Source organism: Microbulbifer discodermiae, assembly GCF_040742695.1.
GTDB lineage: Bacteria > Pseudomonadota > Gammaproteobacteria > Pseudomonadales > Cellvibrionaceae > Microbulbifer.
This window is the reverse complement of the sequence record NZ_JBFLAB010000067.1, coordinates 1-19,297: the sequence shown is the minus strand read 5'-3', so window position 1 is coordinate 19,297 and position 19,297 is coordinate 1. Positions and strand designations below refer to the sequence as shown.

Annotated in this window: 12 protein-coding genes; 2 read left to right on the top strand and 10 right to left on the bottom strand. The window is 47.3% G+C overall.

The features are described 5' to 3' along the window. Positions 1–859: 859 nt before the first annotated feature. Entirely contained in the window at positions 860–1,267 is a 408-nt protein-coding gene (locus AB1S50_RS17150; protein WP_367152289.1) for a hypothetical protein, read from the top strand. A gap of 1,154 nt (positions 1,268–2,421) precedes the next feature. Further along, positions 2,422–3,804 carry a penicillin binding protein PBP4B gene (pbp4b, locus tag AB1S50_RS17145; RefSeq protein WP_367152287.1) on the top strand — a complete coding sequence of 461 codons (1,383 nt, stop codon included), beginning with the start codon at positions 2,422–2,424 and terminating at the stop codon, positions 3,802–3,804. Between the two features lie 370 nt (positions 3,805–4,174). Here pbp4b and AB1S50_RS17140 read toward each other — a convergent pair whose 3' ends face one another. From AB1S50_RS17140 to AB1S50_RS17095, 10 genes are all read right to left on the bottom strand, one after another. Next, positions 4,175–6,436, bottom strand: a complete 2,262-nt coding sequence (locus AB1S50_RS17140; RefSeq protein ID WP_367152286.1) for a TonB-dependent receptor — start codon at positions 6,434–6,436, stop codon at positions 4,175–4,177. Between the two features lie 1,473 nt (positions 6,437–7,909). Then, a complete protein-coding gene (locus tag AB1S50_RS17135; RefSeq protein ID WP_367152285.1) occupies positions 7,910–9,151 on the bottom strand; it encodes a trypsin-like serine peptidase in 1,242 nt (413 codons plus the stop codon). Positions 9,152–9,747: 596 nt separating this feature from the next. Next, positions 9,748–10,248, bottom strand: coding sequence for a hypothetical protein (locus AB1S50_RS17130; protein WP_367152284.1), 501 nt, complete (start codon positions 10,246–10,248; stop codon positions 9,748–9,750). A 164-nt stretch (positions 10,249–10,412) separates the two neighbouring features. Then, positions 10,413–10,850 (bottom strand): GNAT family N-acetyltransferase, encoded by a 438-nt coding sequence (locus AB1S50_RS17125; protein WP_367152282.1) that lies wholly within the window; start codon positions 10,848–10,850, stop codon positions 10,413–10,415. Between the two features lie 880 nt (positions 10,851–11,730). Further along, complete coding sequence (locus AB1S50_RS17120) at positions 11,731–12,660, bottom strand: DMT family transporter (protein ID WP_367152281.1); 930 nt, start codon at positions 12,658–12,660, stop codon at positions 11,731–11,733. A 599-nt stretch (positions 12,661–13,259) separates the two neighbouring features. Then, positions 13,260–13,925: a tetratricopeptide repeat protein gene (locus AB1S50_RS17115; protein ID WP_367152280.1), complete on the bottom strand. Its 666-nt coding sequence runs from the start codon at positions 13,923–13,925 to the stop codon at positions 13,260–13,262. Between the two features lie 235 nt (positions 13,926–14,160). Further along, positions 14,161–14,532, bottom strand: coding sequence for a zinc-ribbon domain-containing protein (locus tag AB1S50_RS17110; RefSeq protein ID WP_367152279.1), 372 nt, complete (start codon positions 14,530–14,532; stop codon positions 14,161–14,163). An 836-nt stretch (positions 14,533–15,368) separates the two neighbouring features. Further along, complete coding sequence (locus AB1S50_RS17105; RefSeq protein WP_367152278.1) at positions 15,369–15,623, bottom strand: hypothetical protein; 255 nt, start codon at positions 15,621–15,623, stop codon at positions 15,369–15,371. Between the two features lie 1,448 nt (positions 15,624–17,071). After that, a complete protein-coding gene (locus tag AB1S50_RS17100; RefSeq protein ID WP_367152276.1) occupies positions 17,072–17,896 on the bottom strand; it encodes a hypothetical protein in 825 nt (274 codons plus the stop codon). Then, positions 17,897–18,259: a hypothetical protein gene (locus AB1S50_RS17095; protein WP_367152275.1), complete on the bottom strand. Its 363-nt coding sequence runs from the start codon at positions 18,257–18,259 to the stop codon at positions 17,897–17,899. Positions 18,260–19,297 lie beyond the last annotated feature (1,038 nt).

Here is a 19,297-nt window from a genome sequence, read left to right as displayed (position 1 = left end):
GAGGAACAGTTCGCGCCGTGTTTTGCGTTTCTTGATAGTGTATTCGGCTTCGGCGAAGGTCAGTTGGCTCATGATTGAATCTGTGTATGTTGGAAATGGGGTAAATTATGCCAGACTGGAGCAGTTTTTCAGAGGTTCCCTAGCTCACTTCATTGGTTTTACACCGATAAACTCAAAGCCTTTGAGCACAAGATAGCACCCAACCCATAAATACGACCAGCCTTCGCTGCAGCTATGGGCCACTTCCGGAAACCTCCTATAAACCACAACAACCTAAAGAATTAGTTAAATAACAATAATTTTTAGATGGCCACTATCTACAACCTTTTATTCATTGAAAAATAAGATGGCGGGGAAGCGTTTTATTAGTTGGCCACTTAAATTTATTCCACACAAAGGCATTCATGAGACGCATGTTTCACTAAGAGCTATAGACCGAACAAAAATGCCAACAAGGCAACAGGAGCAAGAAACCTAAGAGGAATCAAGTGTCATTCTGTCTATTTGAAAATAAAATATGCGCGTAACAACAAAGCTCACACCAACACCGAAAGCAAAGAAATGAAATCAGTGACATAATCACTAATTTAAAATTGACAATCTGCGCAAATACAGTTTTATTTGTTCTGGGTTATCCAGGGGCTAATGCTATAGCTTGCTGCTTTTCCTGCCCCAAAGTCAATTTTTACTGCTTAACTAAACTGACGAGAAAAATTTTGGCCACTAGCACTAACAATCAAAACTGGCTGGGCGCATCAAGTATCAAATTAAAGAACTCGAAGGGGTATCAATAAGCAACTTACATAATCTTTGATTAATTCTAAAATATACCTCACAAAAAATAAAGTAGGATCCAAATATGTCTAAGCTCAAGCTATCTTTATATACATTTATTTTATTGCTCTTTTCATACAATATAATAGTTATTGCAGAGGAGCTATACGACACAGAGGACAGGCAGACAACACCTTACATGGAGTGTAATGTATACCTTACAAACCCCCGAATTTTTACTGAAGATATTTGTCTTGGTATCGAAATTAACGATCCGGGGCGAACAATTGCTTCAGTGACTTTTCAAACACAGGGGATTCCATCGGGTTCCACCATAACATGGTCTAATGAGCAGTGCACACAAAACAGCCGCAGTTGTTCTCTGCTCATTCATGCGAATACCTCTCTGACTGTGGGTGCATTGGTAGAAAACAGCAGTGGTACATCTACACTTATTTCTGCAGAGGCCACCTATATACTCAGGTATTTGTGATACTCAGGTATTTGTGAACTTTCAGCACCCCTTAGACGGCTAAGTAGTATATGCAAGCCATCCTGGATTCAACTGGTAAATGCAACTCAAGCGATCGAAATGGAGAGCAACCGTAGTAAATTTACTTCCTGATGAAAGCTGGATATAACAAGGCGGAGATCGCTGCCGTCTTCGGGGTTCACAGCTCCAAGCTCAACCGAAAGTCGCGGCGCCACTGCGGCCTGAAAGACTATGGGCTCAAGCAGACCGTGCAGTTAGCGATCATCCGTCGGCAAGCCAAGGGGTGGCCCTACATTACCTCCGATTGACTGGCTCCAGGTTGAGCAGCTGCTACGGGGGGCTGGAGCCCCGAGCAAATTGGCCTCTGCCCGGCTCAGGAGAAATAGATTTATATCAACCAGCAATAAATCTATCTGTTGTCGAGTCGCCAAATGCCAACTTTTGCTTTGCTCATCCCTATGTTTTCTGGGAAAGCGGACTAAACGAAGAGACCAATGGTCTTGTCTGGCAATATTTTCCCAAGGGCTGTTTCTTCACCACTATCACCGGCCAAAATATGCAGCACGCCAGGACTAGATTCAGCAACCTACCGGGGAAATGTTTTGATATGAAAACACCAAATCAGGTATTTTTCGACATTGATCCACCTTATGCCGATTGATGACATACTGACGCCGGGAGTACCGAAAAAGACACCAGCCAGCTAGTTCGGCAGAAAATCCAATCTGGCACAGTTTGCACCCGGTCAGTGATTTGTCAGCCTGAGGTAGAGCGCGGTGCGCGTCAGTTCACCGCCATTCCGCTGCTGCATCGTTTGAGCCCGAGTGCGGGCAATAAGGGCAAGCTGCGCACAGCACAGGTGCTTATCCGTGCAATATACAAGCGCTTTTGGGGTGGAATCATGCGCGTTTTGATGGATAGCTGGTACATGGGAGCAGCCTGATGGGGGCTCTGCGGGATGGCGGCTTGCTCTTAATCGGACAAGTGCGCAGAGCTACCCGACTGTGTGATACGCTGCCACCCCCGCAAGTGGAAACAGCGCGGGCGAACCGGAAAATATGAAAGGTCCTCCGTACTCTTGTGGGTATAGGTGGCAGGCGGCAAATGACAACCTGTCACGAACCCTGCGCCCTCGATCAAAACAAAAGGTACACATGCGAAACTCCAGAAACCTCCACCGCTCCCAACACTCGCGTATTTTCTCCTGGATACTGATGGGCACTGTCTCGCTGGCAACCCTCTGCACACTATCTGCATGCAGCTCCGGGCCCGATTTCAAAGAGCTGGATGCGTTGATGGAAAACTCCATAGCAGAAGGTTTCCCCGGGGCCGTAATCGGCGTTTGGTACAAGGGCGAGATCATCAAACTGCAGGCCTACGGATACGCCAAACGACACGACGCCAGCGAGCCAGCACGTACCGTACAAACACCACGGGCAGTGTCGCCTATTCCTGAAGCGGCGACGCTGGCGGCGAGGCCGGACACCATTTACGATCTCGCCTCCAACACCAAAATGTATGCCACCAACTACGCGCTGCAATACCTTGTCAGCCAGGGATCGCTGGATCTGGATTTGCCAGTGCAACACTACCTGCCGCAATATAAGGACCGGCCTCAGGATCCGGTCAAAGGCAAAGCCAGCGTGACCGTGCGCGACCTCTTGCACCACACGGCTGGCCATCCCCCGAGTATCGAGTTTTACCAGTCAGATGACCCAGACCTGTTCGCCAACGACCGCGCCACGGGCCTGCTCGCCATGCAGAGAGCCCCATTGGAAGTGCCGCCACGCACGCGTGTGAAATACTCGGATATCGACTACATGCTGCTGGGGCACCTGGTTGAGACGATTGGCGGAAGTACCCTGGACCATTTTCTCGAAGACACCTTCTACAAGCCTCTCGAGCTAAAGCGTACCGGGTTTAATTTGCTGGAATCGCCCGCCAATGGCGCCAACTTCGAGCCCAGGGATTTTGCGGCAACAGAGATCTATGGCAATTCCCGCGAGAAGCAGCGGGAATTCCCCGGTATGCGTACCCAAACCATCCAGGGCCAGGTGCACGATGAGAAAGCCTTCTATAGCCTGGGCGGTGTCGCTGGGCACGCAGGGCTATTCTCCACGGCGGAAGAAATGCTCACCCTGATGTCGCTGATGTTGAGCGGCGGTGAATACGAGGGCAAAGCATATTTTAACCAGCAGATAATAGACGAATTCCTGACGCCCAACCCGCAATTCCCTGAGGAAGGCTTTGGCTTGGGATGGAATATCAATGTCAATGGAAAATTTGCCTATCTGTTTGGCAGGCACGCCAGTGACCAAGCATTTGGCCACTCCGGCTGGGTGGGCACGCTCAGTGTCATAGATCCGAAGCACGACCTGATGGTTGTACTACTGGGCAACAAAAAGAACACACACATCCAAATGGATTGTGGTAAAGCATTGTGTGAACGTTTTGACGGCGACAAGATGGCAATCGGGGATTACGATCCGGTCATCGAAAAGGTGTATGAAGCTCTCGGGCTCGCCGAGCCCGAGTGACGCGAAGTGAAGTGATTACTCCCACTCGATACAGCTCAACCCAGCAGGCGGATGAAAAAGTATTTTGCAGCAACCCACCTTTCCGGACAGGAAGGTCCGGGTCGCCAATCAAGCCTGTAACGGCTCGATTTGTTGCCAAGGGTTTGCAGCTTTGCGCTGCAAACCCGGGTTGGGGAAAGCCAGGGGGGCTTCTCAACAATCTGCTAGCAGGTTGTTGAAAAAGGCATCCTGCCTTTTTTTTAACACACGAAAAGCGAGAAATGGGATTTTCACTTTTCTCCCAAAATCAACGACTTAGCCGTCGCCGATTTTACCGGAACATCCATATTCTGGTACCAGGCGTCGAAATTCTTCGAATTTCAACAGCCTGCTAGAGGCTATAGGTCAATTCGACACCCATCACCCGACCCTTGTTGAGCGGCGTAAAGGTCGCGCCCATACCACCAAGGGAGGCAGGCAACTGGGTGTTGTTACCCTCGGTCACCTCATCCAGCATGTTCTTTCCAAACAATGACAGGCGGTAGCTGCCTTCTGCCGGGCTGAACCCTAAGCTGAAGTCCAGCATATCTGCCGCGGACAAAAGGCCGAGATTGTTGTCTGTATAGGCTGACTCATCGCGATGGTTGAAATTCACCCGCGATGTCAGGGTCCCGGCACTGCCCCACTGCCAGTCATGAACCAGGCCCACACCGTAGGTCAAGGGCACCAGTCGCGGAATATCCAGGGCCAGATCCGTCCCATCCACCAGGCCGTCACCACTGATATCACCGCTCACACTGTCGTAGCCACCGTCCACATAGCCAACATTACCGGTAAACAGCAAGTTGTCGGAAATGGCCGCCATAACCTCGAACTCCATTCCGCGGATGGTGGCGTCGGCGGTGTTGCGGATAATCTGCACCACGCCAACAACGGGATTGCTGAGATTTACCTCCCGCTGCATATTGTCGATAGTGTTGTGGAACAGCGCCAAATTGGTGCGCACCCGGCCGTCGAGCCACTCCGCCTTGGCACCTATCTCGAAACTGGCCTGCTCCTCCTGGTCCGTGGGTCCGGGCAACTCCCCCGGCCCGGTGTTGCGCATATTGTAGCCACCGCTGCGGAATCCCTTGGTCCAAAAGCCATACACCTGGGCGCCGCCGGGCAGGTTCCACTGCAACCCCACCTTGGGGGTAAAGGCATTCCAGGTCTCGCTGTCCTCGAAATCAAAAGCCGCACAGCCATCCAGACTGCAAAGATTGACGGGGATAGTGGCGATCTGCGCGTCCTTGCTTTCGGTGGAATAGCGCCCCCCCAGGGTGAACACCCAGGAGTCGGTGAGATCGATATCCGCCTGGGCAAAGGCGCCCAGCGCGCTGTGGTCCTGTACACCGCCACCGGTCCAGTCCAGTCCGCCGGGTGCCGACAAGGGCAGCAGCCGGTTCTCGTAATACTCCAGATCCTGGCTGAACCAGTAGAGGCCAGTCGTCAGCGCGGTGGCGCCGAAACGACCGGAATAGCGCAGTTCGTTACTCAGCTGGCTTTGGGAAACCCTGGTGTTGGCGTGGAAACCAAAAATAGGCAGACTATCAATATCGCCGAGACCCAGCGCGTCGAACTCACGCCAGGCAAGGATATTGGTGATGGTGCCATCGCCTAAAGCGACATCCTGATTGTATTCAGCAATCACCTGGCTCCACTCGTCCTCCTGAAAACCCTCTTCATCGATTGCGACTTCAAAGGAGTCGTCGCTGTTGTCCCAGCCCGTGATTTCAAAGAGGCCGGCAATTTGCTGGGCCCCCGGGGCCACCAGGGTCCCATCGGGTGCGAAGATCGGCTGGCCGCGGTTTTGACCAACGACACCATCGGAATCCATACGACCGTGCTCGGCCCGAATCAGCAGCTCGGCAGCCTCACTGAAGGCAATGCTCACGCTCGGACGGATAAACCAGCTCTGGGATGCGCCGAGGCTGTTGTTGCCGGTAGCCACATTCTCGAACCAGCCCTGGTCGTCGTTGTAGTAAGCCGTCAAACGACCATTCACACGATCGGAAATCGCACCATTGACGCTCATAGCGGCGACAGTATCGAGATTGTCGGTGGTGGAGAGCTTGAACCTGGACGCGAACTCTTCCGTTGGCCGCGCGGTTTTGATCACCACGGCACCACCGGTCACATTGCGGCCGAACAAAAGGCCCTGGGGGCCCCTCAGAACTTCAATGCCCTCGAGATCGAACATATCGGTGACCACACCGGCGTTGATCCCCATATACATACCGTCGACAAACACACCCACGGTGGGGTCGATAGAGGGAATGGAGCTGTTAACCCCCAAACCCCGCACAGTAAAATTGGCGGTATTCTTCACAGTGCCGATGTCGTCCAGCTGCACGTTGGGCATTTTGAAGGAGAGGCTTTGCAGGTCGCGGGTCTGCAGTGCCTCCAGCTGATCGCCGGAATAGGCGGTGGCCGCTACCGGCACCTCCTGCAGATTTTCCGCCCCCGCGCGCTTGCGCGCGGTGACCTCAACCTCTTCCATAATGATATCGACAGCACCTTCGGCGGCCTGGGAAACGCCCGCAGCAGTCGCCAGCCAGAAAGTGGCGGTACAGACAGATAGGGTGACACAGGTATTGTTGAGAGGACGTCTCATACTCTCCCTCCATCGCTTTAATTGTTATTCTTGACAGCAACGGACCCACGCGATCGGTACTGCCCTGCCCCTTTGCTGACGCTGCGGGACCCCGACCATTGACCGCGCTGAAGTTCTCCACCCGCCATAAAATTTCAGTTTCATTAACGGGATACACTGGAGCTTACTGTCTTCCATGCTGCAGAGAAAGGGTATTTACCTTTCCAGCCACACTTTTCATCCTGTATAACAGTTGCGCAACACCTCTGTGGCGGGTTTTTGGGAGTGAGCTTGGGCGTAAAAACCACCCACAGGGTGCGATCATTTGCGCCAGGTGCACAAGCTCCGCAATGGATATCCGGAACCACAACCAGTCCGACAATCCCATAGGCGCTTCCTAATCCACTGGACTGTCCTCCCTGGAAACGCGCTTAGTTACGCGCAACAACCAGCTTTTAAGGAGATGCCGCCACGCCGGGAAAAACCTGAAATGGCTTTTCCAACAAGCGGACAGGTGCAACCGATTGCATTCCTGCCTCAATAGAGAATCCTCCCCAAACCCGAAAGGTTGACTGAAGTGCCGGTTCCCCAGAAATCCAGTCAACCGGCGACCAACCTGTCTGGTGGAAGTAATGCAACTATATGGTTTTGGGAGATAGCGGCAATCTCCAATAACCCCAGCAGGTTATTGAAAAATCGCTCACTGGCTTTCCTCAACCCGGGTTTGCCGCGCATTTCCGCAAACCCTCCACGAAAAATCAAGCCATTACAGGCTTGATTTCCGACCCGAACATCACTGTTGGGGATAGCAGGCCGCTGAAAAACACTTTTTCTACAGCCTGCTAGGGATAACTTGCCATGTCAAACCACTCACTATTAACCCGGCAGATTATTTAGGGCCTGTTGACACTAACGGAGCTGGCCCTGTTGTGACAGAAAAGGTGCTAATCGAGGCAAGAGGAGCGCGGTTTGGTTGTTCCAAATGAGCGACGAGCAACGAAGAGTGGCGCCTTTTCCGGCACAACCCGAAGGGCTGCCCCCGGTTTCGCGCCCTGCGGCGTTAGAAATTGCTTATGTGGACCCACCACACTCCGCAATTCCTGCCTTGCAGGTCACAAAACCTGAAGCAGCAGGGCTATCTCAGTTAGTGTCAACAGGCCCTAGTTCCCAGGACCATCACCCACATCGCAAAGGTCTCAGACTCACTGAGCCACAAACCCAGGGAAATCAGCGGGATTGCAAAGTCCACCGTTAAATTTTTATTAACGGACTATCGATAACCATGTGACCTGAAGCAGGCAGGGCAAGAGTCTTTTGGCTGGAAAAGCGAAGGGGAAGAAGTTGGGTAGAAAACCTGATTTTAAATTGCAGGGCAAACCACTTTGAAAACACCGCCCTGAAGAAGGATTCCGAGTCATCTATTAAAAACTCAAGATGCCGCTAACCAAAGCCGCATCTTGAGTGGATAAACTACAACCTTACCAATTGCGACCGTTACTGGAAGTCAAAATCAGCAGTCTTGTCTGGATTTGGATTGCTATTTTGGTCGACTGGGTCCAGGGGCAATTGATAGGCTTCACCATTCCATGTTTGGCCAACTGGAACCCGTTGTTCATAAAGCCCTGAAGGCTCCTGATCAACCCAGCTTTCGGAAGCGGACAGCAATGCCTGGGCTTCCTCTATAGAAAGCCATTTTTGTTGCGGCTGAAGCAGTTTGAGGTAACGCTTCTGCTGGCTGTCCAGGAACTCCTCCCAAACGAACTTCTGGTTCTGAATAAACTGATAGACACGGTATCTGGGCTGGCCTTCGGGATTCACTGGTACTGGGACCAGATTAAGTTCAGTTTTAGTGAATGGTTCGAATTTGCCGGCCTGAAAGTAATTGACCAGGTCGCCAATACCGATAGGCAACAGGCTCGCGCTGGCCACACATCCTTCCGCAAGCTCCTCCGCGGCGGTTGGCTCCCAGTCCAGCCACTTATTGATCAAACCCTCATTCTGCCAAACCAGCCTGGTACCAATACCATTACATTGCGTACTGTGCGCTGTATTAACCGCAGTGATACGTCGAGTAGCTGCCCCAGCATTATATATCCACACGGGTGAACCACTGGCGCCACTAGTAGAGCGCTGGTCATAGGTGATGGTCCTGTTGGCCTGGGCAGTTACACTGCCAGCACCACGCCATTGATCACCAATATTGCCAGTAGAGGGTAAGTCCTTTATTGGGTATCCCGATGTATTGATAAAAGTTGGACTTAAGTCAAATACCATAGGCATATAGGTATTGATATCCTCAAATGGGCATACAAGCCGAATGGCTCCATAGTCGACGCCTCTTTCCGGAGAATAGCTGCTGTCAGCCCATTTATTGTTGGTTCTTTTATACTTTGTATCCGAAATGGTTCTTTCACCGTATGGGTGAACAATAGCCCCGGTAGCACTGTCATGATAGGCACCAGGCTGTATGTAGTTGCAGGTTTGATTTACTTTACCTTTAGAGCGATTGTAAACCACATGGCCCGCGGTAAGCAGCATGTGAGGACCAACCAGAGATCCAGTCCCCCAGGCCTTGTAATTTCCACTACAGGTATTGTCATAGCGGATAGTGGCAATGGTATTAAACGGAAACCGCGCGGGGTTATTAATCGCCACACGATCGTCACAAGCCGGTGCGGCCTGGGCCTGACTGATAAAACCGCAGAACAAGGAAGCAACAAGTAATTTCTTTTTCATTTTTCTCTTCATAATCTAATGAAAGGTTTCGACCTGAGATAGGGTAGGCGCAAATTTCATCTGATGCAAGAGAAGACGGCTCGGAGTTTTACAAATTGAAAATACTCAGCTGCAGGTTTGTCTCTGCAGGAACTATACGCGTTTTCTGTATTTGGATAGGGAAAGGAAGTGATGCAAGCTTTTTGATACTTATAAACGACCAAAACCCACAGAAAAACACATCATGGGGTCAACAGTGCATTAAGCCAGCTCTATGCAACAGCCACTATGTCATGGGAAAGGATTAAGATTTTACATTTGGTCATTCAATGACTGACCTGACTTGCGCATGAAGCGCGACAATCTACCTGAACTAAAAGGAGGAAGAAAGTAATGTCAGATAATTTTAATGCCAGCATTTTGCAACCATCCTGTGACGCAAATTTGATGGTGGCGGTCCCTTGACGATCCTGATAGTAATTTCCATCAAAGGTACATGCACGATAACTGGCATCGACATTCTTCGAACGTATATCACTGGATGTATAATTTTCAGTAAAAACTCCCTCCCAGTAGGATTACAATAGCGGACCTGAAGATTCACCTATATTAGCAACCTAATCAATTTTTTTCGGTGGCGGTTCGGGATTTTTTGTCACTGAGTATACAACGGAACTGATCTTCCACCCATCTCCCGTTTTTATCATATGCCACGCCTCATCTCCCCAGTTACTCATATAATCATCAACATGGAAGCTATATTTAAAATGTACTGAAGCAACTTCATTGTCGGTTAATATTTCAATATCCCAGAATTTCTCTTCAATTTTTTCCTCAGTTGAAACAATCCATGAGATAAACTGCACATAGGAGCCAGGGTTAATACCCAATTGACTAGGCAATACTCCACTTCTTTTATGACCCAACACGCCAAGCCAAGGTATAGATTTGTCATAGAATAAATTATCAAATTTTGATTCATTCTTCTCTATTATAGACAATCGAAATGCCTCAATGACTTCCCTGATTTCCTTGTGAGATTGAAGCTGATTCTCATTAGCATATGCAACAGATAAAATTACAAAAGCAAGGCAGACTATCGCCAATTTAATTTTCATAAAATTTCCTTTTTCATTAATAACCATACAAAATCATATATCAGGCTTTAAGAATAACTACATAGGTTCCAAGGGAGAACAATACGGAACCAATTCTTCGGAGAAATCAACAGCTTTATTATTGGGTGCATCCTAGTGATGCACTATATCCTTCATTGGGCAAGTTAAGTTTGGAGGAGCATATCTACTCTATGCATTCCTTTTCCCCAACCGTCTTTAACAAAGCCCTCTCTACTGGCTCCAAAATACTTAAAAAATGCTTCGGACAGATGACTCGCCGAAATTTTCAAGGCTCCAAGCTTGTAGTCATTGGCAATACTCAAGCACTCATCTATCATATAACGCCCAGCGCCGACGCCTTGCTTTGCTGGGTCCAACATAATCCACGATATACGTCCCGCCTCCCCCACCATAATTTCAGTTACACCAAAGCTACCTATAACCTCCTGATCAAGCAGGACTACCCGGTATATGGAAGGTGCAGAATCCAAAAATTCCAGGAAAGGACTTTCCTCGTTTTCAGCGAAAAAGTCAGGTACATTTTTTAGAAAGATAGAGCGGCAAATTTCCCGGTATTCAGATATGTACTCTATCGATTTCATGATACAAGTCCTCTGTTGAAATGCATCCGTCGCGTGTGGATTCGATCTAAGTTGTAAATATTTTTTTGCGGCTAATATGGAGGGAGCAATAATACCGCACAAGAACAATTCCAAGCGCGATAGAAACATGAGTTAATAGCGTATAGTAGTTCATCCATACTCCTGTTTAGCATTCCTCGTCTGATGTACAACACTTACAATGGATGGCTTACTATCTAAAGGTTAGCGCGAAAATGAGAGCGTTGCGATCAGGATCAATTCCTAAAATATATCATCATTAGCGGCTAATTGTATTGATTCACTTTTTGGCGCTATTTTCTACCTTATCAAAGTAACAAACAGGAACTGCAGCTCATATCCACTCACAATTCCCCGAACTGCATCTATAACCAGAGACACGTACTGTAATCCCTCTCTTTCTAGCTCCCTGAATCAGCTTCCTGACCGAAATCTTCAGTACAATGGTACTAATTGTTTTTCTTTATCTCATTCACGGTTGGAGCAATACTTGGTAGTAGTGTAGTGTCCACTTTGCATGGACAACTTGGGTATCCTGCGCCTACACCAACCTAAGGCCATCGGTGAAGCATCAATCATTTGATCTAGAGCCTGTTCACACTAACTGAGTTGGCCCTGTTGTGATAGAAAAGGTGGCAATCGAGACACGAGGAAAGAGGTTTGGTTGTTCCAAATGAGCGACGAGCAATGAACAGTGGCGCCTTTTCCAGCAAGAACCCGAAGGGCTGCCCTTGTTTTCGCGCCCTGCGGCGTTAGAAATTGCTTATGTGGGCCCACCACACAGTGCAATTCCTGCCTTGCAGGCCACAAAACCAGTAGCAGGGCTATCTCAGTTAGTGTGAACAGACCCTAGATAAACCTATTAGGAGCCTTGGTAAATCTTTGGCCTTCGTAGAAATCTACCGTCTATAACCACCAATCCAAATCCGATTATCGCCATACCTATTATATGAGGCCCCTGTAACATTTCTCCAAGCACTAACGTCCCAAGTAAAATTGCGGAAATTGGAATCAGAAAGGTCACTAACAGCAAGTTGGTTGCGCCGGCTGATGCCAGAATCTTGAAATAAAGCACATAGGCAACTGCGGTAGAAAAAACTGCCAACGCAATTAAAGCAGCAACCGTTTGAATACTGGGTCTACCCAAATCTGCAGGAATGCCGGCGATAAGTATTATCGGGATCAAAAACAGAGCCGAAGCACTCACTTGACCAGCGGCAGTAACAATAGGGTTAATATTTCTTACCTTAAATCGACGACCATATACTCCGGCAAATGCATAAGACAACGCAGCTCCTAATACCGCCAACTGCGCCACCACATTGACACCAATTCCATCTAATGCCGAAGGTCCAATCATTACTACGGTTCCAATAAAACCAATGACTACACCGGCTAATTTATTTCTTGTGGCTTTTTCATCTCGAAGAAAAGTGCTGGCAATAAGGACCGTAAATAGGGGAGTTGTAGCATTTAATATAGATGCCAACCCTGAGGCAATATGTATTTGCCCCCAAACAATTAACGAAAAAGGAAGCACGTTATTTAATAGCCCCATGGTCAAAAAGCTGGCCCATATACTTGGTGTGCGAGGTACACGAATCCGTGCTATTAATACAAATATCCATAAGGCTATTGCTGCAAGTGACACTCTGGTTAAAACGATTACCAAGGTTGGCAACTCAGAAACCGCTATCTCAATAAAGAAAAATGACCCACCCCACAAAATAGAAAGGATTATCAGCATAAACCATTCTTTTGTCCCCATTGATGCAGAAATTGGAGAATTCATTATTACCTAGCCATTATTAATTAACTGATGCTACTTACAATAGCGACCAATCAGCTATTTTATGCGAATACGGGACCATAGTCACGGCCTGATAGACTTGGTTGTAGATGTTGTCCGACCTCTTCCTCGCATCCCGCTTCGCCAGTGCGACGTCGAGTAGTAGCAGGTTGCCACTGACACGATTGCGAGTACTCGGGGTCGAAAATATCTGTATCCTTGACATTACATGGCTGCAGATTATTTCTGACTAATAATTGCGCATCATGGTTATTGCACAGGCAGCAACTCCCTCCCCTTACTGCTCTGCAGCCAGCCCCTGCGTCCGTTGACCCCAGAGTTACTTTTACCATCTGTACGAGTTGCAAATATGGCCACAATAGATGCCAATCTCTTTTGCGATCTGGTCAGCAAAGATATTCGGGCATCATTTCGTGGTGAGGTGATATCTTCTTGCTATGGACAGTTTTGACCCCTCACACCCGCAACAGGCGCCAACAATTCAATGCATACTTTCGCGATAGTTGGATCGCAAAAAAAATTGCTAGACGTGCACAAAGCAAGCCACCCCATTGCCGCGCCACGTTAAGCACGCAGAACCTCTATATATCCCTGAGATTCACCAGGTGCACATCTGTTGAACCGTCGTCGGCCTCCTTTGCCTGAGCAATTTTTGAACGCAAACTGGCAAGCGCGGCTTGAAAATCGGAGTTATTCTCAGCTCTGGGGTTCTTGTCCAGTAACATTTTTAGTGCATTAGTAGAAACAACAAATTTCCCTTTCCTTGCATAGCACCTGGACATCACAAGCATTGACCCAAGATCACCAAAGGTGGCTTCATCCAACACTACTGCCTGGTCTATGGATGATACTGCCTTATCGCACTGACCCAACGCGTAATATGAAACTGCAGCTGCTTGATATGACTCTGGATTTGGTGCGATTATTACGGATGCTTTAAAACTATCGACAGCCTCACTGAATTTTCTTTGAGAGTTAAGCATTTTTCCCTTGAAATAGTATAACGCTGCATCTCCACCGTGATTATCCAAGTATTCATCGATAATCACGATCGCTTCAGATTTTTTGTCATTAGCAGCATAGATTTTCGCCTGAAGAAGAACTGCACGCTCTTTGAGTTCACCCCAACTTTTCCTGGACTCCAGGATAGATAGGGCTCCATTCAAGTCACGCGTTGAAGCCAGCAGTATAGCCTTTTCATATTCGTATTCTGGGACTCCTGAACATGATTTCTCCTGATTGAGCATTGCGAGTTTCTCTTGCGACGAAATATTCTCTGTGGAAATTTATTTTACAAGCTCTTTGCAGGGTGTTTTCGCTAGTGAACTGGAAGCCATTAACAGGGACAACAGAAAAACGAAAAATTTCATAACCTAGCCTTTTATTTACTATTATTTGGTGCCAATAGCCTACCGCTTAGATAGCAGCCTGTATGAGACTATTTCACAAATTTATATATTTTCAATAAAATACATCATTCGATCAATAACTTTCGTTTGAAATTTCTTCCATATGCTTCTTTTGGGCATCCCTCTTCGCCTTCCTTTTATCTCTACATTGACGGCATCTTACAGCTGTGGTTTCAAAGTTTCCTTTGGCTACTTCATACCACCATTTTTGCTGCCGAGCGGTCCATATCTCAATTTTACCACAATCTTTACATGCAAATTCTTTATCAACATAGAAAAGCGGTATATCCAAGAACATAGAATGGTATACCACCTCGGCAGCGTTTACCGGGATGGCCCATTCGGGCACCGGGCCCTTAAAAGGATTAATCTCTCTATCGTGCTTAGCTATACGTGCCAGTCTTGATTGTTTTATCTCAGCTTTACGCTGCTTTCCACTCTTCATACTGGCTACACAATTATCAATTTATGCGGGACTGAACCTTAGCGCTAGCAGTTCCATCTCGTTCTTTACAGCAGTCACCCAGATAACATAGCAAATTATAACTCAAGTTGTTGACTAGTATTACACTCGGCGAATAATCCAGGTAACCTAAAAGCTGCCATTTTAGTTGAATCATTAAGGTATATTGCTTGGATCTAGTTCTAATTTTTTGAGCAATCCCTCTAATTTATTTGAGATAAAAACTTCGCTAGACATACTGTGGTCCCACAGAATAAATTCACCTGAGCTTTTGCAAAGCACAAAATTTCCATCCAGGTCTACCCCAACGATAGATGCGCTCTTCCCTCGCCACCACGGAGCCGCCAAGTGCTTCCAGTCCTCCTTGTTTAGGAGCAAGGCTAAACGCACTTCACGCCCCTCCAATTTCAAGAGACGTATCATCCCCAAATTGTCGATAGCTTTTGAGAGTCGACTCATTATGGCCCCATAATATTTATAGAGTGGTCATCATAAGTGCTATTATCCTGGCTGCACTCTCGAAAGCAATTCTGCGTCAGCTTTCCAAAATCTCCATTCAAACCCTGCTTCTGCACAAATTTTATACAGCCTTTAATGACCCGGCAACTCAATCCGTTGTCAGGCTTATAGGTACATCCTCGGCGGCGGCGCCTGCTGCGATTTAGTCCTGCGCCACTACGGTGGCACCAGTAAGGATCCAGGGCTTACTGGTAACCTCCCTAGTGACCACGCTTACCTTCCCGCTGTGGGAACGGGAAAGGCAAGCACTGGCGATACCGCTCAGGGCGTTCGCCCTTTAGAGGCGCTCTGTCCTTGGGTCAAGGTCGCTTTCGCTTGGTCGGTTTCGGTGGGGCTGGGGCTGATGCATGGGAGGAGGGGTACAGGGCCTGGTGGTCCGCCAGCTCCCAGGCTTGCTCCTGCAACTCAAATAAGCGCTTGAGCCATAGGGGGCGACCAACCTCGCATGGCGCAATGTCCAACTCCACGATATCGTCGTGGATGGCTACGGGCGTAATGGTATAAAAGCTTTCCAGTTGTAGTGGCTCAGACAATCGACAGGGGAATACGGCCATCTTCATAGGCTCCTTGAATGGCCTGGGGCGGAAAGGCGTTATCAAAGCGATTGGCTTTGCGCCGTTTCTCTCGCCGCAGGCGCGGTCCTTAGGGAAAATAAGAGATAAATCCGGGGAGAGGCCGCGTAGCCGGGGCGGTGCGCGGCTGAAGTAAAGCACCACACCAATGGTCGCGCTACGCCACAGGACACCCCGGCGCCAGGGGCGGGGGTGGCCAGTAGGGCCCGGCTTCAGGGGGAACCTTATTGAAGACGAGCGAATGTGTGGCGTATCATCCAAGACAGCCTCGTTAGATAGTTATGTATCTTTCGGGGTTAGCCATCTCTCGGTGTTCCTAGCACCGGGAGGTGGCGCTTACGCCTTACCTTACGCGGTCATGATGCGGTCCTTGGTTAACTTAGTGAATATTTTGTGCGGTGATGCAGTTCCCGCGGGCGCTACTGCTACAGTGCTGCAGGGCGTCTTGCGGGTTGAACAACATTGAATAACGGTGTTGCGATCTTTGCAGCTTTTTTCTGTCTGTTTTTTATCTGCTTTTAAGCTGTTTTTGCCCTTTTTTTAAGCCTGCGCCGGCTTGACGGCTGGACATGAGGGCAGCTGACCTAGGGTATTCGCTTTTTGCAAATAATTCAATCAAACGGAAGTATCAGACGACAAGGAGTCCATTTTTCCTTTATTTACAGCGACTGACAAAGCCAGCTGTAGTGCGATAAAAAATCAGTAATCAGTTCTATGAAATCCACCAGAAAGCGCCTTATCCATTGGTTTTCCTTCTTTGAAAATCACGCAGTTACCCGAAATCGCTTGATTTTCAAGGGCTTACACCGACCACTAATCTATAGTGCTACACCCCTGTAGCACATTAACCCCAGTATGGAAGTCCACCTGTATGGGGTGATATGGGGAAAGTGAATAGCAAAGTTGCCACCATGCGATTCATTGCCATTGATTCACTTCAGGCATCAGGTATCAGGCATCAGGTATCAGGTATCAGGTATCAGGTATCAGGTATCAGGCATCAGGCATCAGGTATCAGGTATCAGGTATCAGGTATCAGGTATCAGGTATCAGGTATCAGGTATCAGGTATCAGGTATCAGGAAGACATTGTTTTTTGACCTGGCAGTCAACACAATATAACTTTTCACCGGCCAGAGCACATCTGTTCAAATTTTGTTCGCTAACATGGATTGAATTCATTTAAAATAACTTATACGGTCAAGCCTTTGTGTAGTGACCAACTATTTCCGGACAGAAAGTTAAAATTTCCTTTTATCTTTGCGGGAGGCACACATAACCAGAAAATGACAAAATAAGGACATTAAATGATAAGCATATAGCCTGATTCTACTTAAAATAGGGCACTGATACCGCCGTAGTTGCAGCGAAAGCACTCCCTTGAGTCATGAAATGTAAGGGTAAGTATAATACTTACCCTTACAGGTTAGTTTAGGAATTATTGACACTTATTTTATAGTAGCCAGGCCCAAAACGATCGCTTCTATTTTCCCTAGAAAAAGAAAAATGTCCACGATTACCAAAAGTATCTTCAAAGTAAACTTTTTTCTCAGCAGGCTCTAAATCCATAAAATAATCCGGAACAGTATATCCGGGGAAATACCATCCCATATTTGCATTGTTACGGGATGCAACTGGGACATTGAAGTTTATGTAGGTTGTATAAGCACCTCCATATGTCACCACAAAAGTTATGTTTTCATTGGTATTAAAATCAAAATTAATTGCATGCTTTTTGTAAAGTATTCCACCAGCTATGGCGTTATATGTATTGACATACGGAAACTCCAGTTCGTTGGCGGTAGTGTCTGAAACCCAATAGAGCGAAGTGCTACCATAGATGCGAGTAAATGGTTCAGTATCGATTACGGTTGGAGGTTGGTAACTCGCTAATAAGCCATAAGGGGCAGAAGTAATTCCGTGAAAGCCAAGTTGTTGGCTTGAAAATGTAATTGCATCCTCATTCCATACCCTTCTAAGAGTGAAGCCTTGAGGCTTATATGTAAGCGCCTGAATTTTCCACGCATCCAAGATATTGCTAGTGTCTTGAAAGCCAGTATCAAAGTCACTCGCAGTGAAACTTGATAAAGAAAAATTGGTTGGGCTGAGTTTCTCTATTGAAACAGAGGCATTATTAGTAGTACCTTCACAAGTACTTTGAGTGATTATCGCGTTTGTATCGTTGTTACGTGCTTTTGCTTCAACACAAACGCGTATTACACCCAAAGTTGAAGAAGAAAGATATTTTCTAGCCACCTAATTTGTTGATAGTGTGGAGACTTGGGGCGCCGAGGCAGGCGTCCCAGAGCCTAATCGAATATCCTTGATGTACCCGTTGTAACCATCAGAAACTACTGTATTCTCAAGCGACTGTCCCGTATACAGTTCTTTGAGATCTGCCCCAATATAAGTATAGCCATCTTTTAGTTGATAAAAAATGTCAACTTCTGCTTGCATTCTGCCGTTGGCATAAATTCGATTGTTTGGAAAAACATCGGCATACTCGCCCTCTAAAAATAATGTTTGAAATGGAATTTCTGGGGGACCATCAGCAAAAACATAACCGCTTATACATAAAGAACTTAAGGCCATTAATTTTAGCTTACACTTTGTATTCATATTCAATTTCCAATATGCTGAGAACTTAATAAATTCAAATTGAAAACTTCAACCAGAGCTTGCCTAGCAAAGATTTTGCATTCTTCATCTGAAGCTTCAATATTGCTACAGAACCTACGGTTTTGCGAAACGATTCCGTAGAGTTAAGTAGTTTCTTCGTGAGGTTGTGCAACCAAAAAATTCTATTATGAGTTAAGTTTTCATGATTACTGGCCCTCCTTAAGTTTTTTATTTGCCATGAATCAACTACATTTTTTATGCGTTGTGCAGTCTGTTATACAGTTGGAAAAATAGACAAGAAGTCGCAGTATAGGTCGATTGATTTAAGGGCTAAGACTTGGCTTGACCAGTTGCTCTCAACTCTGTATCAATCAAACTAACTTGTCATTTATTCCCGCAAATGCCTAAGCTGACATTAATGACAGTATACTTTTTGCGTGATTTGCAATATCTAAATGTGATGAATATCTCAAATATGAATTTAAATTATTTGACTGTAAGAATGCTTTTTTGGCAGTTTCCTATGAATAAATCCAAATGAAGTAGCTGGCTTGCAGCGATCGAAGGAATAAGGTCATCGGCCGTATGGGTCTGCACGATGTGAATAATCGCAATTGTGCATTTTGGGACTGCTATTGAAGGGAATTCGCTATTTGCCATCTCGTTGCTTTGTGTCACTGAGGCCCGCACAATCGTGCCAGCCGAGTGAGCCACTGCTGATCATCTAGGCAAATTTTCAGGACACCAAGCTGGGGGTCATACCTAAAGGGGAAAAGGTGGTATGTCTGTTTCCTATGGCTTGTGGATTGGATTTTGGGTAATGGCCCGGTATTAAGGATCAATGCCAGCCGCATAGCGCCCCCCACTGATCGTGTACACGGTGTGCAGCCCAGCTCATTCGTAAGCGTCCGGCAAACTCATCTACCAAGCCAAATTCTGCGCTGTAATTTAGGTGTCCACCTATCAACAAGTGGACACCTAATATGAGTGAAATTATCCCTGCTAAGAAACCCGTGAAGCGTCGCCGGCATTCCCCGG

What these genes read in the sequence shown, in the direction of transcription:
- AB1S50_RS17150 (WP_367152289.1), top strand. Translation starts at nt 860, where the DNA reads ATGTCTAAGCTCAAGCTATCTTTATATACATTTATTTTATTGCTCTTT.
- pbp4b (WP_367152287.1), top strand. Translation starts at nt 2,422, where the DNA reads ATGCGAAACTCCAGAAACCTCCACCGCTCCCAACACTCGCGTATTTTC.
- AB1S50_RS17140 (WP_367152286.1), bottom strand. Translation starts at nt 6,436, where the DNA reads ATGAGACGTCCTCTCAACAATACCTGTGTCACCCTATCTGTCTGTACC.
- AB1S50_RS17135 (WP_367152285.1), bottom strand. Translation starts at nt 9,151, where the DNA reads ATGAAAAAGAAATTACTTGTTGCTTCCTTGTTCTGCGGTTTTATCAGT.
- AB1S50_RS17130 (WP_367152284.1), bottom strand. Translation starts at nt 10,248, where the DNA reads ATGAAAATTAAATTGGCGATAGTCTGCCTTGCTTTTGTAATTTTATCT.
- AB1S50_RS17125 (WP_367152282.1), bottom strand. Translation starts at nt 10,850, where the DNA reads ATGAAATCGATAGAGTACATATCTGAATACCGGGAAATTTGCCGCTCT.
- AB1S50_RS17120 (WP_367152281.1), bottom strand. Translation starts at nt 12,660, where the DNA reads ATGAATTCTCCAATTTCTGCATCAATGGGGACAAAAGAATGGTTTATG.
- AB1S50_RS17115 (WP_367152280.1), bottom strand. Translation starts at nt 13,925, where the DNA reads ATGCTCAATCAGGAGAAATCATGTTCAGGAGTCCCAGAATACGAATAT.
- AB1S50_RS17110 (WP_367152279.1), bottom strand. Translation starts at nt 14,532, where the DNA reads ATGAAGAGTGGAAAGCAGCGTAAAGCTGAGATAAAACAATCAAGACTG.
- AB1S50_RS17105 (WP_367152278.1), bottom strand. Translation starts at nt 15,623, where the DNA reads ATGGCCGTATTCCCCTGTCGATTGTCTGAGCCACTACAACTGGAAAGC.
- AB1S50_RS17095 (WP_367152275.1), bottom strand. Translation starts at nt 18,259, where the DNA reads ATGAATACAAAGTGTAAGCTAAAATTAATGGCCTTAAGTTCTTTATGT.